Annotated in this window: 21 protein-coding genes; 14 read left to right on the top strand and 7 right to left on the bottom strand. The window is 33.9% G+C overall.

Annotated elements, in window-relative coordinates; translation table 11 throughout:
• Window positions 1-29 precede the first annotated feature (29 nt).
• The 5 genes from ACS8MM_RS00435 (at window position 30) to asnB (ending at window position 7,454) form a co-directional block, all read left to right on the top strand.
• Window positions 30-1,805: a TonB-dependent receptor gene (locus ACS8MM_RS00435; RefSeq protein WP_379711899.1), complete on the top strand. Its 1,776-nt coding sequence runs from the start codon at window positions 30-32 to the stop codon at window positions 1,803-1,805.
• A 76-nt stretch (window positions 1,806-1,881) separates the two neighbouring features.
• On the top strand, window positions 1,882-2,331 hold the full coding sequence (locus tag ACS8MM_RS00440; protein ID WP_379711901.1) for a hypothetical protein: 450 nt from the start codon (window positions 1,882-1,884) through the stop codon (window positions 2,329-2,331).
• 1 nt (window position 2,332) lies between these two features.
• Complete coding sequence (locus ACS8MM_RS00445; RefSeq protein WP_379711903.1) at window positions 2,333-3,955, top strand: amidohydrolase; 1,623 nt, start codon at window positions 2,333-2,335, stop codon at window positions 3,953-3,955.
• Window positions 3,956-3,975: 20 nt separating this feature from the next.
• A complete protein-coding gene (locus ACS8MM_RS00450; RefSeq protein WP_379711905.1) occupies window positions 3,976-5,541 on the top strand; it encodes a hypothetical protein in 1,566 nt (521 codons plus the stop codon).
• 230 nt (window positions 5,542-5,771) lie between these two features.
• Window positions 5,772-7,454: an asparagine synthase B gene (asnB, locus tag ACS8MM_RS00455; RefSeq protein ID WP_379711907.1), complete on the top strand. Its 1,683-nt coding sequence runs from the start codon at window positions 5,772-5,774 to the stop codon at window positions 7,452-7,454.
• 116 nt (window positions 7,455-7,570) lie between these two features.
• On the opposite strand, the gene ACS8MM_RS00460 is transcribed toward asnB, so the two are convergent.
• Entirely contained in the window at window positions 7,571-8,113 is a 543-nt protein-coding gene (locus ACS8MM_RS00460; protein WP_379711909.1) for a hypothetical protein, read from the bottom strand.
• Window positions 8,114-8,750: 637 nt separating this feature from the next.
• Between ACS8MM_RS00460 and gyrB the strand changes: the two genes are divergently transcribed.
• From gyrB to ACS8MM_RS00485, 5 genes are all read left to right on the top strand, one after another.
• Entirely contained in the window at window positions 8,751-10,691 is a 1,941-nt protein-coding gene (gene gyrB, locus ACS8MM_RS00465; protein WP_379711911.1) for a DNA topoisomerase (ATP-hydrolyzing) subunit B, read from the top strand.
• Window positions 10,692-10,718: 27 nt separating this feature from the next.
• Window positions 10,719-11,111 (top strand): hypothetical protein, encoded by a 393-nt coding sequence (locus tag ACS8MM_RS00470; protein WP_379711913.1) that lies wholly within the window; start codon window positions 10,719-10,721, stop codon window positions 11,109-11,111.
• Between the two features lie 68 nt (window positions 11,112-11,179).
• Window positions 11,180-12,115, top strand: a complete 936-nt coding sequence (gene mdh, locus ACS8MM_RS00475; RefSeq protein WP_379711915.1) for a malate dehydrogenase — start codon at window positions 11,180-11,182, stop codon at window positions 12,113-12,115.
• Between the two features lie 192 nt (window positions 12,116-12,307).
• Entirely contained in the window at window positions 12,308-15,274 is a 2,967-nt protein-coding gene (gene secDF / locus ACS8MM_RS00480) for a protein translocase subunit SecDF (RefSeq protein WP_379711917.1), read from the top strand.
• A 63-nt stretch (window positions 15,275-15,337) separates the two neighbouring features.
• Entirely contained in the window at window positions 15,338-15,682 is a 345-nt protein-coding gene (locus ACS8MM_RS00485) for a tRNA-binding protein (protein ID WP_379711919.1), read from the top strand.
• Window positions 15,683-15,738: 56 nt separating this feature from the next.
• Here the strand turns inward: ACS8MM_RS00485 and ACS8MM_RS00490 are convergent, their stop codons facing one another.
• Complete coding sequence (locus tag ACS8MM_RS00490) at window positions 15,739-16,116, bottom strand: PUR family DNA/RNA-binding protein (protein ID WP_379711921.1); 378 nt, start codon at window positions 16,114-16,116, stop codon at window positions 15,739-15,741.
• Window positions 16,117-16,183: 67 nt separating this feature from the next.
• A complete protein-coding gene (locus tag ACS8MM_RS00495; RefSeq protein WP_379711923.1) occupies window positions 16,184-17,944 on the bottom strand; it encodes an ABC transporter ATP-binding protein in 1,761 nt (586 codons plus the stop codon).
• A gap of 194 nt (window positions 17,945-18,138) precedes the next feature.
• Here ACS8MM_RS00495 and ACS8MM_RS00500 point away from each other — a divergent pair, with 194 nt between their 5' ends.
• From ACS8MM_RS00500 to yajC, 4 genes are all read left to right on the top strand, one after another.
• Complete coding sequence (locus ACS8MM_RS00500; protein ID WP_379711925.1) at window positions 18,139-19,242, top strand: Glu/Leu/Phe/Val family dehydrogenase; 1,104 nt, start codon at window positions 18,139-18,141, stop codon at window positions 19,240-19,242.
• 180 nt (window positions 19,243-19,422) lie between these two features.
• The gene (gene nusB / locus ACS8MM_RS00505; protein WP_379714976.1) at window positions 19,423-20,334 is read left to right on the top strand and encodes a transcription antitermination factor NusB; all 912 of its coding nucleotides are present in this window, start codon (window positions 19,423-19,425) and stop codon (window positions 20,332-20,334) included.
• 10 nt (window positions 20,335-20,344) lie between these two features.
• Window positions 20,345-20,845, top strand: a complete 501-nt coding sequence (locus ACS8MM_RS00510; protein WP_379711927.1) for a DUF1573 domain-containing protein — start codon at window positions 20,345-20,347, stop codon at window positions 20,843-20,845.
• A gap of 2 nt (window positions 20,846-20,847) precedes the next feature.
• Window positions 20,848-21,111: a preprotein translocase subunit YajC gene (gene yajC / locus ACS8MM_RS00515; RefSeq protein WP_379711929.1), complete on the top strand. Its 264-nt coding sequence runs from the start codon at window positions 20,848-20,850 to the stop codon at window positions 21,109-21,111.
• A 68-nt stretch (window positions 21,112-21,179) separates the two neighbouring features.
• Here yajC and ACS8MM_RS00520 read toward each other — a convergent pair whose 3' ends face one another.
• The 4 genes from ACS8MM_RS00520 to ACS8MM_RS00535 form a co-directional block, all read right to left on the bottom strand.
• Complete coding sequence (locus tag ACS8MM_RS00520; RefSeq protein ID WP_379711931.1) at window positions 21,180-21,755, bottom strand: YdeI/OmpD-associated family protein; 576 nt, start codon at window positions 21,753-21,755, stop codon at window positions 21,180-21,182.
• Window positions 21,756-21,785: 30 nt separating this feature from the next.
• Entirely contained in the window at window positions 21,786-23,024 is a 1,239-nt protein-coding gene (gene pepT, locus ACS8MM_RS00525; protein ID WP_379711933.1) for a peptidase T, read from the bottom strand.
• Between the two features lie 114 nt (window positions 23,025-23,138).
• Entirely contained in the window at window positions 23,139-23,867 is a 729-nt protein-coding gene (locus ACS8MM_RS00530) for a phosphodiester glycosidase family protein (protein WP_379711935.1), read from the bottom strand.
• A 74-nt stretch (window positions 23,868-23,941) separates the two neighbouring features.
• Window positions 23,942-24,664, bottom strand: a complete 723-nt coding sequence (locus ACS8MM_RS00535) for a TIGR00730 family Rossman fold protein (RefSeq protein ID WP_379711937.1) — start codon at window positions 24,662-24,664, stop codon at window positions 23,942-23,944.
• Window positions 24,665-24,676: the final 12 nt, after the last annotated feature.

A 24,676-nucleotide genomic window follows, 5' to 3' on the forward strand; every position in this document is an offset into this window, starting at 1 on the left:
AGTCTCATTCTCATTTATATAGATACAGTATGAACAGAATCAAAATATATACATCGTTAAGCTTAGTTTTAGGTGCCATCCAAATTGGAAATGCACAAAAGAAAGACGAAAATATCGGAACGGAAGTAGTGAATGTTGTGAAACCCTATACGCCAACTATTTCGGATGCTTATAAAATAAAAGAAGTTCCGGTTATTGAGGATCAGGAAACGACTAAAAAAGAGGAAGTGAAATACCAAATTTTTTCTTTTCCGGTGGCTTCAACCTTTGTTCCTGCCAAAGGAAAGGCTGCAGCTGTAGATAAGGCCAAACAAGAGAAGTTATTTCCTAATTATGTAACTTTCGGCTTCGGAAATTACAAAACGGCTTTGGGTGAATTGTTCATTTCTCATGAAATTGATAAGTTTCAATATGCAGGCGGAATGCTTCGCCATCGTTCTTCACAAGGTGGAATTGATGGGGTGAAATTAGACGACGCTTTTGGAGAAACAGCTTTTAATGCGATGTATGGTTACAATCGTAATGAAACTAGTTTTAAATTGGATTTAGGCTACAAAAACGAGGCGTACAATTGGTACGGCGCTCCTTTGGAAAATCCTAATTTTGATCCTGCTGATTTGGAAAATATTGACCCAAGTCATAAATACAATACGTTTACAGTTGGTTCAGAATTGGCAATTACGAAAAGTTTTTTTGATAAAGTAAATCTGAATTTTATTGGTTTTACAGATAATTATGGCTCGAAAGAGAATCGTTTTATTATCAAACCAGCCTTTAATTTCAATTTTGGAGATACTGCCGTTAAAACTAAATTCGGATTGGATTACCTGAATTCAAGTTTCGAAACGGTCTATAATTTGGCAACTCCAACACCAGGTGTGCCAACAACTATTGAAAAATCCAATTTGATATTTTCAGTGAATCCTAGCTTTACTATTTTAAAAGATGATTTATCGATCGAATTGGGTGCCGAAGTGACGTATTTTTCAAGAATGAAAGATGTGTACAATGGCGTAGAAACCGATTTGAACAATGAATTTTTTATCTTTCCTAAGATCAAAGCTTCCTACAACGTAGTTAAAGATATTATGGTGCTTTTTGCAGGAGCTGAAGGAGGTTTAAAGCAAAACTCATATGAAAACTTTGTGAGTCAGAATAAATTTTTGTCGCCAACGCTTTTGTTGGAACCAACCAATAACCAATTCAATATCTATGCTGGTTTGCGTGGAAAATTAGCCAATACAATTGCGTATAATTTAAAAGTGGGATACGATTCTACCGAAAATATGCCGTTGTTTGTTTCTAATCCCTATTTATCTGATCCTTCCGAAAATTACAGTTACGGAAATTCATACAATGTCGTGTATGACAATGTGAAAACGATATCATTTGGTGGTGAATTAAAAGCCGATGTGAATAAAAATGTCACTTTGGGAATAAATGCTCAAGTAAACAGTTATAATACTAAAAACCAGGAAGAAGCTTGGAATATGCCAACAGTTAAAGCGGGTTTCACAACCGATTTCAATATTGGAAAAAAATGGTACGCAGGTTCTCAATTGTTCTATGTAGGCGAACGTTTTGATGCATTTACCAATTACCAATCGTTTCCAAATCCTGATTCGAAGCAAAAACTGGAAAGTTATTTCGATATCAATGCTCATGTTGGATATAAACATAACGAACGTTTGACAATTTTTCTAAAAGGAAATAATTTGGCAAACCAAAACTACCAACGTTGGTTAAACTACCCAGTGCAAGGTGCTCAGGGAATTTTAGGTGCTAGCTACAAATTTGATTTTTAAAATCTGAATTTAGACTTCGTGGAATTTTAGATACATTTGGATAACTTTGCAGTTCTCTGAATTCTAAAAATCCACGATGTCTTTAAAACAAGAAATTCACTTCAAGTACAATCAAATCATTCAAGATAAAATCGATGTCTTTCAAGACATGATTTCTGGTTTGGCAGAAGATGCACAAAATGACGCCAAAGGTTCTGCTGGCGATAAGCACGAAACGGCATTGTCAATGATGCATTTGGAACAAGAAAAACTTACCGCAAAACTTAGGGAAGCAATCGATCAAAAAGCAATTTTAGATAAAATTAACCCTACTTTGATTCATACTAAAGTGACGGTAGGGAGTTTGGTTAAAACCAATAAATTGACGGTTTTTATTGCAACTGCATTGCCTAAGCTAATCATCGAAAACCAAACTATTTTTGGTGTATCTCCACAATCTCCTTTAGGAACTCTATTATTGGGTAATGAAATGAATCATTCCTTCCAATTGAATAACGTCGAATACCAAATACTTTCTATAGAATAATATGAAAAAAACACTTTCAATAGGCTTGTTTTTGTTATCACAAGTCATTTTTGCACAAAAAGCGAACGCCGACTTATTAATTACGAATGCTACGATTTATACCGTAAATTCAAAATTTGAAATTGCTGAAGCCATGGCTGTCAAGTCAGGAAAAATCATTGCTGTAGGTAAAAGCGATGAGTTGATAAAAAAGTACAAAGCGGCCAAAACAATCAATGCAGAGAGGCAATTCATTTATCCAGGTTTTTATGATGCTCACGCACATTTTTACAGTTTTGGAATGAACCTTCAAACTGTAAATCTTAAAGGAACTCAAAGTTTTCAGGAAGTTTTGGATAAAGTAACGGCTTTCCAAAAAGAAAAGAATGTCAATTTTATTCAAGGTCGGGGATGGGATCAGAATGATTGGAAAGTAAAAGAATTTCCAACCAAAAAAGAATTGGACCAATTATTTCCTGACACACCGGTGGCATTAACTCGAATTGATGGTCATGCGATGTTGGTTAATAGCAAAGCTTTACAACTGGCAGGAATTACGAAAGATACTAAAATTGAAGGTGGGCAAATCGAAATAAAGAATGGTGAATTAACCGGAATTTTGGTAGATAATCCAATGGAAATGATTAATGCTGTGATTCCAAAACCTAAAAGAGAAACACAGGTTCAAGCATTGAAAGAGGCACAAAAAATAATGTTCGATTACGGATTGACCACTATTAATGAAGCTGGATTGGAAAAAGAAATCATCGATTTGATCGATACCTTACAACAAAATAAAGAATTGGATATAAATATCTATGCGATGGTGAAAGCGACACCGGATAATGTGGATTTTTATACGCAATTGGGAGTGTACCAAACCGATAAATTAAATGTACGTTCATTTAAATTTATGGGTGACGGTGCGCTGGGTTCACGCGGAGCTTGCTTGCATAAGGAATACTCAGATAAGCCACATCATTTTGGTGCTTTATTGTCTTCGGTTGAAGATATCAAAAAAATGGCAAAACAAATTGCAGATTCTGATTATCAGATGAATTCGCACGCCATTGGTGATTCTACCAATACAGTTTTATTGTCTATTTACAAAGAGGTTTTAAAAGACAAACCCAATCGTCGATGGAAAATAGAACATGCACAAATCATGCAGGAAAAGGATTTTGATGCTTTCAGCCTGAATATTATTCCATCAGTACAACCAACCCATGCCACTTCAGATATGTATTGGGCTGAACAAAGGGTAGGTGCAGCACGTATTAAAAATTCCTATGCCTATAAAAAAATGTTAAGTAAAGCTGGTATTATTGCCTTGGGAACCGATTTTCCAATTGAAGAAGTGAATCCAATGTATACTTTTTATGCAGCCGTAGCGAGAAAAGATCTTAAGAATTTTCCAGAAGGAGGTTTTCAGCCTGAAAACGCATTAACACGTGAAGAAGCCTTGAAAGGAATGACGATTTGGGCAGCTTATTCTAATTTTGAAGAGAATGAAAAAGGAAGTATTGAAGTTGGTAAATGGGCCGATTTTATCATTTTTGATAATGATTTAATTACCGAAGACATCGATGCTATCCCTTTTGTGAAACCGGTGAATACTTTTATCAAAGGAATTCGCGTTAAATAATTAACTAAACGGTTTTTATTATGTTTAAAACGCTAAAATTAGGGTGCCTTTTTTTGATGAGTTTTACATCATTTTCACAGGATTCTGAATTTATGATGTATGACAACGGATTGATTTATTCCGATTTCACTATCAAAAAACTAAAAAAGTGTGTCGATTCATTGGAACTCAAATACAAAAGTTGCCAACCGCAATCGTTTTATAGTGTAAAACAATCGGTGGTAAACTATGTTATACTAGAAAAGGTAAACGTTAATGAGGCTAAAAAAGATTTAGATTCGGGCATTTCATATGCTGATTTTATTAAAAAATACCCAAAAGCAGAAACGGTCAATGAACTTCCGGTTTGCGCATTTCTTGATGAAGATTATAACAATCCAAAAAGAAAATATATCAATGTGGTTAGCCTTGAAATGGGGAAATTTGATAACTACTCTATTGATATGGAATTGGAAACATTTAATAAAGAGTTGAAGGGAAAATGGATTTATGAGTACAGTAAAAAAACGAGTTATTCTGAAGAATCTATCAGAGCCTTTTTCTTTATCGAAAATTTTAGTTCCAATAAAATTGCAGATAAATACGCTAAATTAATTCAATATTCGGAATGTCTTATTGATACCACTTCTGGTGTTTTCTATGAAAATTCTAAAAACTCGGGTATTCGTTATAGAGATACAATTCCCAATAAAATAACTAAGTTCAATGACTATTTAAGTAACCAACTTAAGATACCTTTCTTTGATGTTAAAAAAATGGAGATTTTATATGGTTATGATGAAAATAAGGGTGAGAAACGAAATAAGAAAGAACAGGCTGAAAGAGATAAGTTAAAAAAACAAATTAAAGCAGAATTTGAAGTAATTCGAAAAAAAATAATTGATTGGGAATCGAAACGACTTACTCGTATCGACTCATTGAAAAATGCCGATAAAAATTTCATGATTTTGCTCAAAGAAGGCTATGAAGATGGGGTTAAGAATGTTTCATCAGATGATAGTTTCGAAGAAATAGTTGGGATTTATATCTCGAAAGAGGCGGCTTTGGAGTTGAAAAGAAATAGAAGAGTGATAGGTGGATGCAGTATGGATGAAAGTCCAAGGATTCATGCAAAAAATATAGCTATTTTATCCGCAGAAACGGCTAAGTGGGAAGTGTTCTTAAAATCACATTTGAATATCATGAATGACAGATTTGACCGTGTTAGTGATGGAAGCTATGCCTATGGCGCTAGAAACACTTACATTAAAGAATTGGAAGTGTTGGACATTAATGTGCCTGATTTGATATTGGGAACCGTTTTTAGAATTGATAATCCTGCTGAAAATCATTATTTCGCTAGTATAGGAAGAATAGGGAGGGCGTTAAGTGAAAGTAAAGACAGGAAGTCCTTGGAAGCAAGAATGCTGGAATATATTGAAGACAAGGAATTGGATAGTTATAACAGAATAATGATGTACTATTTATTTCTGAACTATAACAGTTATCTCCAAGATGATACTGAGAAAAAAGTAAATTCTGATAGAATAGCTAAGGCGGTTGCAACTATGCCTGATTATATTTTGTCGAAACTGTCTTCTCAATAAATACAGTTAAAGTAATGAAAAACCGGTTAGTTATCTAGCCGGTTTTTTTGTTTAAATTACAATCTCAAACTTTTGAATGGAAATTCCAACCTTTTTAGTTATACTTTGGTTTGTTTATTTGATTTATAATTTCAATTTAGAATTAAAAGCCGTTTTATGGTTTACAAATAAAACTTAATACATCAATTTTGTTTCAGAAATAAAATAATCATAATAAAACAGAATAGAATATGTGTGGAATTGTATGTGCCTTCGATATAAAGCAAAAAACTGAATCATTGCGTCCTCAAGTATTAGAAATGGCTAAAATTATCCGTCATCGTGGACCGGATTGGAGTGGAATTTTTTCTAATGACAAGGCTATTTTAGCGCATGAACGCTTGGCTATTGTCGATCCGGCTTCAGGAAAACAACCTTTGTTTAGTCCGGATGGAACTTTGGTTTTGGCTGCTAATGGTGAAATATACAATCACCGTGAATTACGCAAACAGTTTGAAGGGAAATATGATTTTAAAACGCAAAGTGACTGTGAAGTGATTTTGGCTTTATACAAAGAAAAAGGACCAACTTTTGTTGATGAAATGAATGGAATTTTTGGATTTGCTTTGTATGATGTTGAAAAGGATGAGTATTTCATTGCACGAGATCACATGGGAATTATTCCACTTTATATTGGTTGGGATAAACACGGAACATTTTATGTAGCTTCCGAATTAAAAGCTTTGGAAGGATATTGTTCAAAAATTGAATTGTTTCCACCAGGACATTACCTACATAGTAAAGAGGGACAATTAGTAAAATGGTATGAGAGGGAGTGGACCGATTTTGAAGCGGTTAAAGAAAATGAAACCAGTATTCAGGTAATTCGTGAAGCGCTTGAAGCTGCGGTTCATCGTCAATTGATGAGTGATGTGCCGTATGGCGTTTTGCTTTCCGGAGGCTTGGATTCATCAATTACTTCAGCTATTGCTAAAAAGTATGCTAGTCGTCGTATCGAAACTGATGATAAATCCGAAGCTTGGTATCCGCAATTGCATTCGTTTGCCGTTGGTTTAGAAGGTTCGCCGGATTTGGCTGCAGCTCAAAAGGTGGCAGATCATTTAGGTACGATTCATCATGAAATTAAATTCACTATTCAAGAAGGATTGGATGCGATACGTGATGTGATTTATAACTTGGAAACCTATGATGTAACTACGGTTCGCGCTAGTACACCAATGTATTTGATGGCACGTGTTATCAAATCGATGGGAATCAAAATGGTACTCTCTGGTGAAGGTTCCGATGAGTTGTTCGGTGGTTATTTGTACTTCCACAAGGCGCCCAATGCAAAAGAATTTCATGAAGAAACAGTACGTAAGTTGAGTAAACTTCATATGTATGATTGTTTAAGAGCAAACAAAAGTTTAGCCGCTTGGGGAATTGAAGGACGTGTACCGTTTTTAGATAAGGAGTTTATGGATGTTGCCATGCGCATCAATCCTCAGGATAAAATGATCAATGGGGAACGAATGGAAAAATGGGTTTTGCGTAAAGCATTTGAAGATATGTTACCGGCGAGTGTGGCTTGGCGTCAAAAAGAACAATTTAGTGACGGTGTTGGTTACAGCTGGATAGATACTTTGAAAGAAATGGTGAACAAAGAAATTTCGGATGAACAATTAGCGAATGCAAAATTCAGATTCCCAATTCAAACTCCAATGAATAAAGAAGAGTATTATTATCGCACGATATTTAGTGAACACTATCCAAGCGATACGGCTGCATTATGCGTTCCGCAAGAAGCGAGCGTAGCTTGTAGTACAAAGATTGCTTTGGAATGGGATGAAGCATTTAAAAAGCTAAATGATCCTTCAGGAAGAGCGGTTGCTAATGTTCATGAGGAAGCATACGAAAAAGAAACAATTGCATAATGGTTTGATATGTAAATAATGATTTCCAGATAAATTCACATTACGTTGAATAGGAAATCAAAACCTCAATAGTCCAAAAACTATTGAGGTTTTTTTTGCAATTTTATATTGTAGTTTTATCTGTATTTTTTTCTAACTTCAATTCCTTGAAGGAAAAATAATATAGAACTCAATCCAGTGACAAAAAGATAGAAAAGATGCCATTCAATATTAGAATCACTAATTGATAGTATATGTATTCTGAATATTGAAGTTAATAATAACAAAAATGAAAATACTAGGTATAAAGTGGATTTATTTTTTAATGAAGAATAAAGTTTATCTATATATTCGTCGTCTACATCATACTCATCTTTAATTTTTTTATAAATTTCTTCCTTGCTATAATCACTTTTTACATATTCTTTGATATGGGTTTTTATATTTTCGTCATGATTTGACTCATTTTGAAGAATTTCAAAACCTTCGTAAGTAGCTGTTTTTTTATCCTCGGATTCATTTATGAAATCTTCTTCAAACTCCAGATTTCTTTTTTTTAATTCATTTTTAAGTATTTCTCTAGCCTCATCGGTTAGCTTGTGGTTTTCTTTCCATAGATTAATTAAGCCACTGTCGTTAATTTTGGAATATTTTTCTGAAATTGTTTTGTTTTCAATCATCTTAAGTGTTTATTTTGAAATAAGAAAAAATATCTTTAAATACATTTTTTACTTAATTACTGCATTATTTTTTTTTTAAATCTATTATAGCAATTGCTTATAAACTATATTCGGTATAGCCTTTTAAATCTGTGAAGATGTCTAAAAGTTACAGATTATAAAACGTTAAGTCAAAATTCTAGATTCTAGTTAATTTTTAGGATAATTTTTGGTGCTATTTTTTATTGAATGAATCAAAACAAAAATAGTCATGTTTTTAAAGATATTCAAAATTTATACTTTACGATTTACAGTGTTTATTAGTAAAATGATTTCTTTAGGTTGGGCTTTTTTTTGTCAAATAACGGAAATTTGTATGTACTTTTTTAAAATTAATGCAAATACCTTTTTTATTTTCATCTATTAAAATGGATTTAACGCACTTTTGTAAAATCACAATTTTAACATTTTTGAAATTTGATTGAAAATCTGTTTTAAGATGCTTTTTAGTCGATTTAAGGGATTATCTCTTTATTAACACATGTTAATAACTTCAATGTGTTTTGCGCTTTTTTATCGCAATAAAAAATAGTATTTCATTATATTTGCGTGTTTGACAAAATTCCGAGGTATCGGGACTAATTTCGAAAAAGATATTATGAGCGAAGAAGTAAAAAAGAATAACTATTCCGCAGACAGTATTCAGGCGCTAGAAGGAATGGAGCACGTACGTATGCGTCCTTCGATGTATATTGGGGATACGGGTGTTAGAGGTTTACATCATTTAGTGTACGAGGTGGTAGATAACTCTATCGATGAGGCTTTAGCCGGACATTGTGATACTATTTATGTAGCTATAAACGAAGACAATTCCATCACGGTTGAAGATAACGGTCGTGGTATTCCTGTTGATATTCATAAAAAAGAAGGCGTTTCCGCACTTGAGGTTGTAATGACTAAAATTGGTGCTGGAGGTAAATTCGACAAAGATTCTTATAAAGTATCCGGTGGTCTACACGGAGTGGGTGTATCATGTGTGAATGCGTTATCGGATCATTTACGTGCAACCGTTTTCAAAGATGGTAAAGTATACGAGCAAGAGTACGAAAGAGGAAAAGCGTTATATCCAGTTAAGCAAATCGGGACTACTGATAAAAGAGGAACAACGGTTACTTTTAAACCGGACGGAACTATTTTTCAGCAAACTTTAGAGTATTCTTACGATACCTTAGCAGCACGTATGCGTGAATTGTCTTTCCTTAATAAAGGAATTACAATTACATTGACAGACAAACGTGATGTGGATGATAAAGGTGTAGTTAGAGCAGAAACTTTTCATTCTAAAGAAGGTTTGAAAGAGTTTGTTAAGTTTTTGGATGGAAACCGTGTGCCTATTATTGGTCACGTAATCTCTATGGAAAATGACAAAGGGGAAATTCCTGTTGAAGTAGCTTTAATCTATAATGAAAGTTATTCCGAAAACATTTTCTCTTATGTAAATAATATTAATACTCACGAAGGAGGAACGCATTTGCAAGGTTTCCGTATGGGATTAACTCGTACGTTGAAAAAGTATGCTGATGCTTCGGGTTTATTGGATAAATTGAAATTTGAAATTTCAGGTGATGACTTCCGTGAAGGTTTGACTGCTATTATTTCGGTAAAAGTAGGTGAGCCACAGTTCGAAGGTCAAACTAAAACCAAATTAGGTAATAGAGAGGTAGTTTCTCCGGTTTCTCAAGCTGTGGCTGAGATGTTAGAAAATTACTTGGAAGAAAATCCAAACGATGCGAAAATTATCGTTCAAAAGGTAATTCTTGCGGCTCAAGCACGTCACGCGGCGAAAAAAGCTCGTGAAATGGTACAGCGTAAAACCGTTATGGGTGGCGGAGGATTGCCTGGTAAGTTATCCGATTGTTCGGAACAAGATCCGGAAAGATGTGAAATTTTCCTTGTCGAGGGAGACTCGGCAGGTGGAACGGCTAAGCAAGGTCGTGACCGTGCATTCCAAGCTATTTTGCCATTACGTGGTAAGATTTTGAATGTGGAAAAAGCAATGCATCATAAAGTTTTCGAAAACGAAGAAATTCGAAATATTTTTACGGCTTTAGGTGTGACTATAGGAACTGCAGATGATAGTAAAGCTCTAAATCTTGAAAAGTTACGTTATCATAAAGTAGTAATCATGTGTGATGCTGATATCGACGGTAGTCATATTTCTACTTTGATTTTAACTTTCTTCTTCCGTTTCATGAAAGAGTTAATAGAAGAAGGTCACGTGTATATCGCAACGCCTCCTTTGTATTTAGTGAAAAAAGGAAATAAAAAGGAATACTGCTGGAATGAAACGCAACGTGATCAGGCCAATGAAAGAATGGGTGGTGGTGCCAACATTCAACGTTATAAAGGTCTTGGAGAGATGAATGCGGAGCAATTATGGGAAACAACCTTGAATCCTGAATACAGAACTTTACGTCAAGTAAATATTGATAGTTTGACAGAAGCTGATCGAGTATTCTCGATGTTGATGGGTGATGAAGTACCACCTCGTAGAGAATTCATCGAGAAAAATGCTGTGTATGCTAATATTGACGCGTAATTGCTTCGATCAATTGAGTAAAGTTTTATGAAACAAAATTTTTTAGTAGCATGTTGTCTTTTAGTATTTTCATTAAGTTTGAAAGCTCAGAGTAATGATTGTAAATTGGCGCATGTCGGTACTTTTAAAATAGATTCTGGAGAATATGGGGTAACCACAATTGAAAGAACTAAAAATAAACAGATTGAAACAAATGATAAGTTGGGTTTTAAAGCTGAATATGATGTGGTTTGGACCGATGATTGTCATTATGAATTGAAAACGAAAAGAGTATTGCAAGGCGACTTGGGATATGAAGGAAATCCAACAGATGTTGTTAAGGTTGAAATTTTAAAAGTTGAGAATGCCATGGTTCATGTAAGGCTTAGCTCTAATTTTTCTGATTTTGTTACTGATGCTGTTATCGAAAAAATAAATTAATCACTGTTGAAGTTATTTTGATTGAATTTTAAACCAATAATAAAAACAACCAAAAAATTATACAAAAAATGAAAGTTACTATAGTTGGAGCTGGAAATGTTGGTGCTACTTGTGCTGATGTTATGGCTTATAGAGGAATTGCAAGCGAAATTGTTTTGCTGGATATCAGAGAAGGTTTTGCAGAAGGTAAAGCTTTGGATATTACGCAGTGTGCAACGAATACAGGTTTTAATACAAAAGTGACTGGTGTTACGAATGATTATTCTAAAACGGCAGGAAGTAATGTTGTGGTTATCACTTCTGGTATTCCTAGAAAACCAGGTATGACACGTGAAGAATTAATCGGTATTAACGCCGGAATTGTAAAATCGGTTGCTGAAAATTTATTGCAGCATTCTCCAGATGCAATTTTTGTAATTGTATCAAATCCTATGGATACTATGACGTATTTGGCTTACAAATCACTAGGATTGCCTAAAAATAGAATTATTGGAATGGGTGGTGCTTTAGATAGTTCTCGTTTCAGAACGTATCTGTCTTTAGCATTGGATAAACCAGCAAATGATATCTCTGCTATGGTTATCGGTGGTCACGGTGATACTACCATGATTCCGTTGACTCGTCTGGCGTCGTACAATGGTATTCCAGTTTCTCAATTTTTATCACAAGAGCAATTGGATAAAGTGGCTGCAGATACTATGGTTGGTGGAGCAACTTTAACAGGATTATTAGGAACTTCGGCATGGTATGCTCCTGGAGCTTCTGTAGCTTATCTTGTGGATTCAATTTTGAACGACCAAAAGAAAATGATTGCTTGTTCTGTTTTTGTGGAAGGTGAATACGGTCAAAATGATATCTGTATCGGTGTGCCGTGTATTATTGGTAAAAACGGAATTGAAGAAATTATCGATATTCAATTAAATGATGCTGAAAAAGCGTTATTTGCGAAGAGTGCGGATGCAGTTCGAAGCATGAATGATGCCTTAGCAACAGTTTTAGGATAATCTTTTGAAAATAAATGCGAAAAGACTGCTTTTTTGCAGTCTTTTTTTTGATATTAATCGATAAATAAATTGGTTAATCACTTTCAGAATTATATATTTGCACGTTTTCCGAAAATGGGGCATTGTCTTTGCGCCTTATTTCGATGAACTAACCAAAAACCAAATAAAAGAATTAATTAATTTTTACAAAGAATGCAGAATAGAGGACTTATTAAATTTTTTGCAATTTTATTTGCTATCGTAAGTATTTATCAGCTTACTTTCACTTTTGTAGCCAATAAGGTTAAAAGTGATGCAAAAGCATTTGCAAATGGAAATCAGGAAAAAGAAATTGACTATCTTGATTCAATCGGGAAACAAAAAGTTTTCAACTTAGGGTTTACTGATTTCACTTACAATGAAGTGGCCGACAAACAAATCAATAAAGGTCTTGACTTAGAAGGAGGGATCAATGTTACTCTTCAAATTTCTGTTAAAGATGTATTGAAAGGTTTGGCTAATAATTCAGTTAACCCGGTTTTCAATAAAGCTTTAGCGGATGCTAAGAGAAACCAAAGAGGTAACCAATCGTATTTGGATGCTTTCTTTGATGCTTTTGACGCGGCTTCGGCGGGAACTAACACAAAATTGTCTTCTCCAGATGTTTTTGGTAACAAAAATTTAGCAGATGAAATCAATTTCAATGTGTCTGACAGCAAAGTGAAAGCGGTTATCAGCAAAAAAGTGGATGAGTCTGTTGAAAGTGCTTTTGGTGTATTACGCAAGCGTATTGATAAATTTGGTGTAACACAACCAAATATCGTAAAATTAGGAAACACAGGTCGTATCTTGGTGGAATTACCAGGAGCAAAAGATGTGGATCGTGCTAAAAAATTATTATCTTCTACAGCTCAGTTAGAGTTCTGGGAAACGTATAAAGTAGAAGAAGTAGGTAACTACTTAATGACGGTTAATGAAGCTTTGAAGAAAACGGAAAAAGCGCCAGTTGCTACTACTGAAAAAGCAAAAGATGATGTTGAGGCTTTATTAGTTAACAAAGCGGCAAAAGATTCGGCTAGTGCTGCAAAAGGAAATGATCCATTATTTAATAAATTAATCCCTTCTCCAAACTCAGGACCAATTTTGGGTATGGTTGCGATTAAAGATACTGTTGCAGTTAATGCCTATTTGAAAAGACAAGATATCAAAGCATTATTGCCTTCAAATTTAGCTGATGTTAAATTCGTATATGGTAAAGCGAAAGATGATGACGCAGTTGCTGTTGAAATGTATGCTTTAAAAGGAAATAGAACTAATACGCCTCCGATGAGTGGAAGTGTTTTAGTGGATGCTAAAGAATCATTCGACCAAATGGGTAAACCATCAGTTTCTATGCAAATGGATGGTGCTGGAGCTAGAATCTGGGAAGAATTAACAGGTAGAGCTTATACACAACAAAGTAATATTGCTATTGTTTTAGATAATGTGGTGTATTCTGCACCTGGTGTTTCTAATGGAGCAATTGCTGGTGGTCGTTCTGAAATTTCTGGAACGTTTACAGTGGAAGAAGCAAAGGATTTAGCGAATGTATTGCGTGCTGGTAAATTACCTGCTGCTGCAGAAATCGTTCAATCAGAGGTTGTAGGTCCGTCATTAGGACAAAAAGCAATTGATAATGGTACAACTTCAGCTTTGGTTGGATTGTTATTGGTATCATTATGGATGATTGTTTATTATGGAAGAGCTGGTTGGTATGCTAACTTGGCACTTCTTGTGAACTTATTGTTCTTATTCGGAATCTTAGCAAGTTTGAATGCTGTATTAACGTTGCCAGGTATTGCAGGTATCGTATTAACATTAGGTACTGCTGTAGATGCGAATATTATTATCTATGAAAGAGCGAAAGAAGAATTGCGTCACGGTTTAAGTTTAGCTGAAGCAGTGAAAAAATCGTTCTCTTGGACAGGTGCTATGCGTTCAATTATTGATGCAAACGTTACTCACGTTTTGACAGGAGCTATTTTATATATGTTCGGAACAGGACCAATCAAAGGTTTCGCTACGACTTTATTGATCGGTATTGCTACTTCATTATTTACTTCAATTTTCATCACAAGAATGTTATTGGATAGAGCAGTTTCTAATGGAGTGAATTTAGCGTTCGCGAACAGTTGGTCGAAAAACTGGTTTACAGGATACAATTTTGATTTCTTAAAAATCAAAAAATTCTCTTATGGTTTCTCATTGACTGTAACTGTTGTGAGTTTAATTTCGATCTTCTTCGTAAACGGATTAGATGAAGGTGTTGATTTTGTTGGAGGTAGAACTTTCCAAGTTAAATTTGAACAACCGGTTGAACCGTCTGTGGTTTCAGAAGAATTATCTGCTATTTATGGTGTGCCAACTGAGGCTAAAGTATTTGGTAACTCAGATCAGTTAAGAATTACTACTAAATATAAAATTGAGGCTGAAGGTGTTGCTGTAGATGAAGAAGTAAACAAAATGTTATACAAAGGTTTGTCTAAGCATTTCCCAGGAATGTCTTATGAGAAATTCATTACTTTATACGAAGGTAAAACTGTAGGATTATTATCGGGATCAAAAGTTGGTGCTGCTATCTCTAATGATATCAAAACAAACTCGTTCTGGGCAGTTATTGGTGCGATGTTAGTTGTTGCGCTTTATTTAGTGGTGTCTTTCCGTAAGTTAGGATACTCTTTAGGAGCTTTAGCTGCTGTTGCTCACGACGTTATTTTTGTATTAGGTTTATACTCTTTATTGTACAAAATCATGCCTTTCCATATGGAAATGGATCAGCATTTCATTGCTGCTATTTTGACGGTAATTGGTTACTCTATGAACGATACTGTAATTGTATTCGATAGAATTCGTGAATTTATCGCTGGTAAAACAAAAGGTGATTTCAATCATATCGTAAACGATTCAATTAATACTACTTTGTCAAGAACAATCAATACATCATTAACAATGATTTTAGTATTGGCAATCATGTTTATTTTCGGTGGTGAATCTATCAGAGGATTTATCTTCGCAATGTTAGTAGGTATTGTTGTAGGTACATACTCGTCATTATTCATTGCTACTCCGGTATTAGTGGATACTTTATCTAAAAAAGATAAAGAAGAAATTGAAAATAGACACGCTGAATTGAATAAATAATCAGAAGTTTTTAAATATATTTAAAGTCCCGAGTGATCGGGACTTTTTTTATGATTTTTTTTTATGCAGCAACACTTTATTACTTGGGATGATTTTGAAAAGGTAGAAATGCGGGTTGGGACTATTATAGAAGTGAACGATTTTCCTGAAGCTCGTAAACCAGCCTATCAGCTTACGATTGATTTTGGTTCCGAATTGGGTATTCTGAAATCTTCGGCACAAATTACCAAACGTTATGCTAAAGTTGATTTAGAAGGAAAGCAGATTATAGCTGTAGTCAATTTTCCAATAAAGCAAATTGGGCCTTTTAGAAGCGAATGTTTAGTTTTGGGTTCGGTAGCTCCAGAAAATGATATTGTGTTGCTTACAAGCGATATTAAAGTAGAGAATGGCCTTAGAATTGGCTAAACAAAAAGCCCGAAATGTAAATTCGGGCTTTTTGTTTTTTAAGAAGTAATGATTTATTAAATATCGTCGAAATCGATATCAGTAAAGTTATTTCTTGGTTCGTCTTGATCTCTTTCGGATAAGTATTCTTTTTTGAAATCCTTTTGATGTCTTTCTGAAATTACTTCTTCACCTTTTTGGCTTAAAACAAAATCAGTCATTTCATCTAAGATGTCTCTAAAAGCGGCAAAATCTTCTTTGTACAAATAAATTTTGTGCTTTTTGAAATGAAAAGATCCGTCTTCTTCCGTGAATTTTTTACTTTCTGTTATTGTGATATAATAATCATCGGCTTTTGTTGAACGTACATCAAAAAAATATGTTCTTCTACCAGCTCTTAGTACTTTAGAAAAAATTTCTTCTTTTTCTAACATGTCATTTTCGTTCCTATTCATTCTATCAATAATAATTGGGTTGTTTATTTTTCCAAATTTGAAAAAAAAAATAGTACAAAACAACAATTTATTGCAATTCTTTTTCAGCAATTTGTTTCAAATATAACTCTTTGTAGTAACCTTCTTGGTTTACTAATTGATTATGAGTGCCTTGTTGGATGATTTTTCCATCTTCTAATATGATTATTTTATCAGCATTTTTTGCAGATGAAACTCTATGACTGACAATAATTGTGGTTTTTCCTTTGCAAACTACTTCTAAATTGTTTAAGATTTCTTCTTCTGTCTCGGTGTCAACAGCTGATAGACAATCATCTAGTAATAATATTTCAGGTTTTTTTATCAAAGCGCGTGCAATAGATACACGTTGTTTCTGACCTCCAGATAATGTGATTCCTCTTTCGCCTAAAATGGTATCGTATCCATCTTTAAATGCAATGATGTTTTCATGAACTGCAGCATATTTTGCAGCTTGTAGTACTTCGTCGTCACTGGCATCATCTTTGCCAAACATGATGTTGTTTTTTATGGTTTCCGAGAATAAAAATGCATCCTGAGGAACGGTTCCGGTACTATTGCGTAAGGCTTTTAAGTTCACTTTTCTTAAGTCTATGCCGTCCAATTCAATTTGTCCTTCGGTAGGATCGTACAATCGTCCAATTAAAGAGAGTAGGGTAGATTTTCCAGAGCCTGTTCTTCCGATAACCGCAAGTGTTTCTCCTTTTTTTACTTCAAAACTAACATTGTCTAACGCTTTTATATTGGTATCTTCATAAGTAAGAGAAACATTTTTAAAAGTGAGGTGTCCGGAAATAGACATCGGTGCCTGGTTTTCGTTCGTAATTTCGGGTTGAATACTTAAAAATTCATTCAGTCTTTTTTGAGATGCTTCGGCTTCTTGTACTAGGGAAGAAACCCAGCCTATGGATGTTACAGGCCAAACCAGCATATTGATGTAAATGATAAATTCTGCAATAACAGCAATTTTGTCAATACTTCCGTTACTGTACATAAAACCGCCCATTGCAATCACTAATAAATTGCTTATTCCTATCAGTAATAACATCAATGGACCGAAAAAGGCTTGAACTTTGGCTAATTCTAGACTTTTTTGATTGCTTTCGTTGGAAAGTTTTTCAAATTCCGATTGCTTGAAATTTTCAATACTGTATGATTTTACCACTCTGATTCCTGAGAAGAATTCTTGTGTGAAACTGGAAAGAGTGGAAAGATTTTTTTGGAAGGTTAAGCTTCGTTTGTTGATTTCAGTACTGAGTTTGAAAATGAAATACGCTAGAATAGGTAAGGGAAGTAAGGTTAGTAGGGTGAGTTTTGGGGATACTTTTACCATATAAAGAATTACTACGGTAAAACGGATAATGGTATTAATAGTGTACATTACTGCCGGACCAACATACATTCTAACTCTACCTACATCTTCACTAATGCGATTCATTAAATCGCCAGTACGGTTTTTTTTGTAAAAATTCTGGGTTAAAACTTCATACTGTTTGAAAACTACATTTTTTAGGTCAAATTCGATATGTCGAGACATTACGATTAGGGTTTGACGCATGATAAAAGTTAAAATTCCCGATGCAATTACAGCTAAAGCCATCCAAATGATGTTTTCAATCAGTAAGTCTTTGACTGCTTGTGTGTTGCTTTTATCGTTTTTCACAAAGTCTTCGAGAGAAGCAATAGAATCACTGATTAATTTCGGAGAAACAAGTGAGAAAATTTGTGCAACTATGGTTGCAATGATGCCTCCAAAAAAGTGATATTTGTATTTTAGAAAATAGGGGTTTAAATATCGAAGTTCTTTCATTTATTTTATAAAACGCTAATTATGTTGTGAAATATTTAATATTTTTATTAAAATAAGCTTCAAATTTATTGATAATAAAATTACATATTTTGCAATTGAGTATTAAAAATTGTGTTAAAATTGCAAAATCTTGAATTAAAAGCGTACTTTTGCACCGACTTTTTTAAAAGGTCAAAACTATAAAAACATTCATTATGATTACTGAATCTTTAAAAGCTAGTGAACTTCATAAAGTTGACCCAGTATTTGGTCAAGTTTCTTTTGATAATCACGAACAAATTGTTTTTTGTAACGACAAAGATACTGGTTTAAAAGCAATAATTGGTATCCACAACACAGTTTTAGGACCAGCTTTGGGCGGAACTAGAATGTGGAAATATACAAACGAATGGGAAGCCTTAAACGACGTATTGCGTTTGTCTCGTGGTATGACGTATAAGTCGGCAATTTCTGGATTAAATCTTGGTGGTGGTAAAGCTGTTATCATCGGAGATTCTAAAGTAGATAAAACTCCTGAAATGATCGCAAAATTCGGTCAGTATGTAAATTCATTAAGTGGTAGATATATTACTGCAGAAGATGTAGGAACTACTACTGCGGATATGGATTTAATTCGTAAATATACAGAACATGTAACAGGAATTTCTGAATCTATCGGAGGTTCTGGAAATCCTTCACCGGTAACAGCTTATGGTGTTTACATGGGAATGAAGGCGGCTGCTAAATATAAATTTGGTACAGATAATTTAGATGGTAAAAAAGTTTTAGTACAAGGTATCGGTCACGTAGGGGAAACTTTAGTTGATTATTTGACTGCTGAAGGTGCTAAAGTGGTTATTTCAGATATTAATGAAGATCGTTTGAAAGAAATTGGTAACAAATACGGTGCTAAAATCTTTACTGGTGACGATTTGTATACTGCAGATGTTGATATCTATGCTCCATGTGCGTTGGGTGCTACAATCAATGACGAAACTATCGGAAAATTGAAAGCACAAGTGATTGCTGGTGCTGCGAACAATCAGTTGGCAAACGAAATTAAACACGGTCAAATGTTGAAAGACAGAGGTATTTTGTATGCTCCGGATTTCTTAATCAACGCAGGTGGTATTATTAATGTGTATGCTGAAATCGTTAAATACGATAAAGCAGAAGCAATGCGTAAAACTGAAAATATTTACAATACCACATTGGAAATTTTTGATTATGCAGATGCTAACAATATCACAACTCACGAAGCGGCTTTCAAAATTGCTCAAAATCGTATCGATTTGAGAAAAAAAGAATTAGCTAAATAATCGTAAGATAATCAGGCAGTTATGCTTTTAGACTTATTTCAAAAGAGTCTAAATTTCTAACTATTCTAGAAAAATATAAATAAAATTGTATTTTTGTGAAGCGAAAGAGATTCTTTCGCTTCATTAATTTTTAAAAGTTCTTATCCAGTGTTAAACAGAAGACATATTCGAGTAAAAGTGATGCAAACTCTCTATTCTATGCATCAAAACAGTTCAGATAGTATTGAAAAAGAGGAAAAATTCTTGTTTCAAAGTATCGAAAATGTACAAGATCTGTACTTGATCATGATTTCTACCTTGGTTGAAATAAAAGCAAAAGAAGAAGCTTTTATTGAGATTTCCCGTAAAAAACACTTGGCTACTAAAGAAGAGAAAAATCCCAATTTAAAATTCGTCAACAATAAAGTATTGCATATTCTATCTGAGAATAACTCGCTTTCTATTGCCTTGGAAACACGTAAAATTAATAATTGGAAGATTAATGACGAATACATTCAAATTCTGATTAACGATATTAAAGATAGTGATTTGTACAAACAATACATGAGCAAATCTACTTCTACTTTTGAAGAAGATAAAGAGTTTGTTGTTGCTGTTTTTACTGATTTGATCGCACCCAATGTGAAATTGTACGAATATCTGGAAGATCATAAGCTGACTTGGATTGATGATATTCCACTAGTGAATACATTGATTCTAAAACAACTGAAAACAATTACCAATTCAGAAGATGGTGGTTTTAAAGTACCTAAATTATACAACGATGTTGATGATAAAGACTTTGTATCGCAATTGTTCAGAAGAACTATTCTGAATGAGAAAGCATTAGCTCAGGAATATGCAGATAAAACACCAAATTGGGAAGCAGAACGTATTGCAGAAATCGATAATATTATCTTAAGAATGGCAATCTGTGAGTTTTTAAAATTCCCATCTATTCCCGTAAAAGTTACAATTAACGAATATTTAGAATTGGCAAAGGAATATTCTACTCCAAAAAGTTCTATATTTATCAACGGAATTTTAGATAATTTAGTTAAAGATTTTACCGCAGCTGATAAACTGAAAAAAGTAGGCCGCGGATTAATGTAAAATATTTTTTATGATTAAAAACGTAACAACTGTAGTAGTTTTAGCTTCTTTGTTTGTGGCTACGTCATGTAAAGACAAATCAGAATTAGCTGTTATTAAAACCGATGATCGTAATATGGTGGTACCTCAGGAAATGATTCCTGCGAGTCAAATGTCAGAGGAACACAAAAAAATGAATATTGCCGATTACCCAATCGCTGAGCTTCAAGATAAAGGGGAATTCGATTTCGGAACTATCAATGAAGGAGATAAAGTAGAACATACTTTCGTAATAAAAAATACAGGAAAAACCGATTTGCTGATTGTAAACGCTCAACCTAGCTGTGGTTGTACCGTTCCTGAATGGACAAAAGAACCTATTCAGCCAGGAAAGACGGGTGAGGTTAAAATTGTTTTCAATTCAGCTGGAAAACCTGGACAACAAAGTAAACATATTAATTTAACAACAAATACAGCAACTGGTCATGAAGTAATTCACTTCAAGGCAAATGTAACTCCAAAAGCAAAATAATTATGCAAAGTTTTTTACCATTATTATTGATGTTTGTTGTAATGATCATCTTCATGATTATACCACAACAACGAAAAATTAAAAAAGAAAAAGAGTTCCAAAACGGACTTAAAATAGGCGACAGGATTATTACAATTGGTGGTATTCATGCTAAAATTGTAGAAGTAGCAGAAACTACATTAGTAGTTGAAACGATGTCAGGAAAGCTTAAAATCGAGCGTTCTGCAGTTTCTGTAGAAAAAAGTATCGTTCTGGCTGCTAAATAATATAATTCTTAGATGTATAAAAAAATCCCAAACAACGTTTGGGATTTTTTTATGTCCAAAAATGGAACTTATTTTCTGTATTTGTCATTCAGTCCTATGCCTTCTAAAATCAAAGGAGTAATCTTTTCTAAACGGGTTTCTTTCGTTTTTTCCTGTTTAGCGGTATCGATATACTCTGCGAATTCTTTTTTCTTAGTCAAACTGAATGCTTCAAATGCTTTTTTTATTTCTTTATTGGAATCTAAAAACGATTCAAAGTAAGCCGAAAGTACCAATGGCGATTTTTCAGCTTTGTGTTTGACACCTTTTTCTTCCAACTGAATGGCTTCATTGATGTAATTCAACACTAATTTTTCATCTACTTCATCCAACGAATTGAAACGCAATTGACGTTGGGCTTTTGTAGTCTCATTGCCGCTCACCAATAAATTGGCTTCGTCTTTTAAGTAAACACCATTGAAAAACCACAAACCAAAATAGGATTTGAATCCACCAATTCCCAATACGTTTTTATTGTTGATAGTGTACACTATTCCTCCCCATTTAGTAGTTTCTATTAATTGAGTTGTATTGATAATGGCTTTAAGAAAATCAATTTCTTTTTCCCAAAGATCATTTTGCTGCCATGATTTTTTTTCTTCCATGTAGAATTTGCAATATTGGAATGAAATGAATTATTGATCCGCCGTAAGTTGGGCAATTTCGATAATCACTTCTACTGCTTTTTGCATGCTTTCTACCGGAACATATTCGTATTTTCCGTGGAAATTATGACCACCTGCAAAAATATTTGGACACGGTAATCCCATATACGATAAACGTGAACCATCGGTTCCACCACGTATGGGTTTAATAAGTGGTTTAATGCCTAAGTTTTTCATCGCTTTTTCAGCAATCTCAACAATATGCATAACCGGCTCAACCTTTTCACGCATATTGTAATATTGGTCTTTGATCTCAATTTCAACAATATCTTCGCCAAATTGTTTTGCGTATTTTTTGTTGATTTTATCGGCAATTTTTTGCGCTAATTTTTTACGTTTCTCAAATTTTTTGCGATCATGATCACGAATAATCAACTGAACATTTGTTTCTTCGATGCTACCATCAAAATGAACGACATGGAAAAATCCTTGATAGTCTTTGGTTCTCTCCGGAACTTCTTTTTTGGGTAACTTGGTAATGTATTTGTTGGCCAAAAGCATTGAGTTGATCATCTTTCCTTTTGCATAGCCTGGATGTACACTTTTTCCTTTGAATTTCAATTTTACACCAGCAGCATTGAAGTTTTCATACTCCAATTCACCAATCTGACTTCCATCCATTGTGTAGGCCCAATCACAACCAAATTTTTCAACATCGAAGAAGTCGGCACCACGACCAATTTCCTCATCTGGAGTAAAACCAACTTTAATAGTTCCGTGCTTAATTTCCGGATGTTGGATTAAATATTCCATCGCAGTTACGATTTCAGTAATTCCTGCTTTATCGTCTGCACCTAAAAGTGTTGTACCATCAGTAGTAATCAAAGTTTGTCCTTTGTATAATAACAAATCTTCAAAATAAGAAGGTGATAATATGATGTTTTGTTCTTTATTCAGAATAATGTCACCACCATCATAATTTGTTATAATTTGTGGTTTTACGTTGGCTCCGGTAAAATCAGGAGTAGTATCAAAATGGGAAACAAATCCAATTGTAGGTACTTTTTTATCGATATTACTTGGTAAAGTAGCCTGAATATAGGCTTTGTCGTCAATAGTAACATCTTGTAACCCGATGGCTTTTAATTCTTCAACTAATTTATTGGCTAAATCCCATTGTTTAGCAGAACTTGGAGTGGTATTGGAGTTTGGATCAGCTTCAGTATCGATAGTTACATAGCTGATAAAACGATCAATGATATGTTGCATTTTTATTGATTTTAGTACTCACAAATATAAAGTTTATTTGCTTATGATTTTACTGTAGAAAATTGGCTTTTTTGGACTTCAACCTTTTTTTATCAATACTGACTGGTTGTGAATTTATTTAGTTACAGCAATGATAACTCCAAATTCACCATCAGTTTGAATCCATTTTTTTTCAGGTAGATAAGTTCGGGATACAAAACCATCCAAGTACAAAGCGTTTTTGCAGCCAAGCTTTTTGAAATAGTTCGCAAAATCATAAAAGTTGATTTCTTTTTTTGATATAGCAAAAACGATACGATTATCAGGTAAAATTCCAACACCATTACGTATATTGACATTGGTTGATTTTTCTTTGAAAGATGAATGTATTTCTCCATTAATCACTAGCATCGGTCCCGATTGTGTAGCGTATTGAACTATACCGTTGTCTATAAATTTTTGTGTAGAACAGATATGCGGTAGTTGATCTGCAGTGATATAAAAAATGCCATTGGGTTTTAGATAGAAGTTGCCGTTACCATTTGCAGTATCTATTTTTTGTTTTGTCTTTCTATTTTCGATGTAAAGGCCTTGCGGTGATCCATCTTTCTTATACATCCCACCATTGGTTGCAAAAATCAATTGCTTTTTATGTTGTGCAAGCCATGACTTTAAATTTTTGGCATTCTTGAAATTTTCATTGTTTTCATTTTTCCAAAAGAAAGTAACTTTTTTCTTTTTAGGATTGACTATATAAGTAACGAATCGATCGTCTTCCAATTCCTTTTTTTGTGTGGAAACAAGTAGGTAAGTTGATATCGATAAAATCAATACCATAATGGAAATGCGATGTTTCTTTGTCATTTGGTTTGTTTAAAGTTCGAAAAGTAAAGATAACAGTTGTAAAAAGAAAACGCCCCAATTGGGGCGTTATTGTATTAAAAGTTCGGACTCAAATTGTATTTTTTGTAGAAATTATCTAATGCTTCTACTACTTCTTCTTCCGTATCTACGATTTGAATTAAATCCATATCACCCGGACTCACAGTTTTTTCCTGATCAATCATGATTTCTTTTACCCAATCAATCAATCCTTTCCAAAACTGACTTCCAACTAGGATAATAGGGAATTTTCCAATTTTCTTTGTTTGGATTAGTGTAATCGCTTCAAACAATTCGTCTAGTGTTCCAAATCCACCTGGCATAACCACAAATCCTTGTGAATATTTCACGAACATTACTTTGCGAACAAAGAAATAATCGAAATTTAAGTTTTTATCTTTGTCAATATAAGGATTGAAGTGTTGTTCAAAAGGCAACTCTATATTCAACCCAACAGAAGTTCCTTCGCCACGATGTGCGCCTTTATTTCCTGCTTCCATAATACCAGGACCGCCACCAGTAATTACGCCGTATCCAGCTTTACTGATTTTGTAAGCAATTCGTTCTGCTAATAAATAATACTTGTCTTCTGGTTTGGTACGTGCCGAACCGAAAATAGATACACAAGGACCAATTCTGGCCATAGATTCATATCCATTCACAAATTCCGACATGATTTTAAAAATCGCCCATGAATCGTTGGTACGTATTTCGTTCCAGGTTTTTTGTTTTAATTTGTCCTGAATTCTATCATCTTCATTTAAAAACTCTTCTTTCATTTATCTTTTACT

The sequence above is a fragment of the Flavobacterium sp. MAHUQ-57 genome, from assembly GCF_051908335.1.
GTDB lineage: Bacteria > Bacteroidota > Bacteroidia > Flavobacteriales > Flavobacteriaceae > Flavobacterium.

Coding starts and splice junctions, on each gene's coding strand:
- ACS8MM_RS00450 (WP_379711905.1), top strand. CDS start 3,976: ATGTTTAAAACGCTAAAATTAGGGTGCCTTTTTTTGATGAGTTTTACA.
- asnB (WP_379711907.1), top strand. CDS start 5,772: ATGTGTGGAATTGTATGTGCCTTCGATATAAAGCAAAAAACTGAATCA.
- ACS8MM_RS00495 (WP_379711923.1), bottom strand. CDS start 17,944: ATGAAAGAACTTCGATATTTAAACCCCTATTTTCTAAAATACAAATAT.
- mdh (WP_379711915.1), top strand. CDS start 11,180: ATGAAAGTTACTATAGTTGGAGCTGGAAATGTTGGTGCTACTTGTGCT.
- ACS8MM_RS00470 (WP_379711913.1), top strand. CDS start 10,719: ATGAAACAAAATTTTTTAGTAGCATGTTGTCTTTTAGTATTTTCATTA.
- yajC (WP_379711929.1), top strand. CDS start 20,848: ATGCAAAGTTTTTTACCATTATTATTGATGTTTGTTGTAATGATCATC.
- ACS8MM_RS00520 (WP_379711931.1), bottom strand. CDS start 21,755: ATGGAAGAAAAAAAATCATGGCAGCAAAATGATCTTTGGGAAAAAGAA.
- ACS8MM_RS00535 (WP_379711937.1), bottom strand. CDS start 24,664: ATGAAAGAAGAGTTTTTAAATGAAGATGATAGAATTCAGGACAAATTA.
- ACS8MM_RS00490 (WP_379711921.1), bottom strand. CDS start 16,116: ATGAATAGGAACGAAAATGACATGTTAGAAAAAGAAGAAATTTTTTCT.
- ACS8MM_RS00440 (WP_379711901.1), top strand. CDS start 1,882: ATGTCTTTAAAACAAGAAATTCACTTCAAGTACAATCAAATCATTCAA.
- ACS8MM_RS00445 (WP_379711903.1), top strand. CDS start 2,333: ATGAAAAAAACACTTTCAATAGGCTTGTTTTTGTTATCACAAGTCATT.
- ACS8MM_RS00460 (WP_379711909.1), bottom strand. CDS start 8,113: ATGATTGAAAACAAAACAATTTCAGAAAAATATTCCAAAATTAACGAC.
- ACS8MM_RS00435 (WP_379711899.1), top strand. CDS start 30: ATGAACAGAATCAAAATATATACATCGTTAAGCTTAGTTTTAGGTGCC.
- nusB (WP_379714976.1), top strand. CDS start 19,423: ATGCAAACTCTCTATTCTATGCATCAAAACAGTTCAGATAGTATTGAA.
- ACS8MM_RS00510 (WP_379711927.1), top strand. CDS start 20,345: ATGATTAAAAACGTAACAACTGTAGTAGTTTTAGCTTCTTTGTTTGTG.
- ACS8MM_RS00485 (WP_379711919.1), top strand. CDS start 15,338: ATGCAGCAACACTTTATTACTTGGGATGATTTTGAAAAGGTAGAAATG.
- ACS8MM_RS00530 (WP_379711935.1), bottom strand. CDS start 23,867: ATGACAAAGAAACATCGCATTTCCATTATGGTATTGATTTTATCGATA.
- ACS8MM_RS00500 (WP_379711925.1), top strand. CDS start 18,139: ATGATTACTGAATCTTTAAAAGCTAGTGAACTTCATAAAGTTGACCCA.
- secDF (WP_379711917.1), top strand. CDS start 12,308: ATGCAGAATAGAGGACTTATTAAATTTTTTGCAATTTTATTTGCTATC.
- gyrB (WP_379711911.1), top strand. CDS start 8,751: ATGAGCGAAGAAGTAAAAAAGAATAACTATTCCGCAGACAGTATTCAG.
- pepT (WP_379711933.1), bottom strand. CDS start 23,024: ATGCAACATATCATTGATCGTTTTATCAGCTATGTAACTATCGATACT.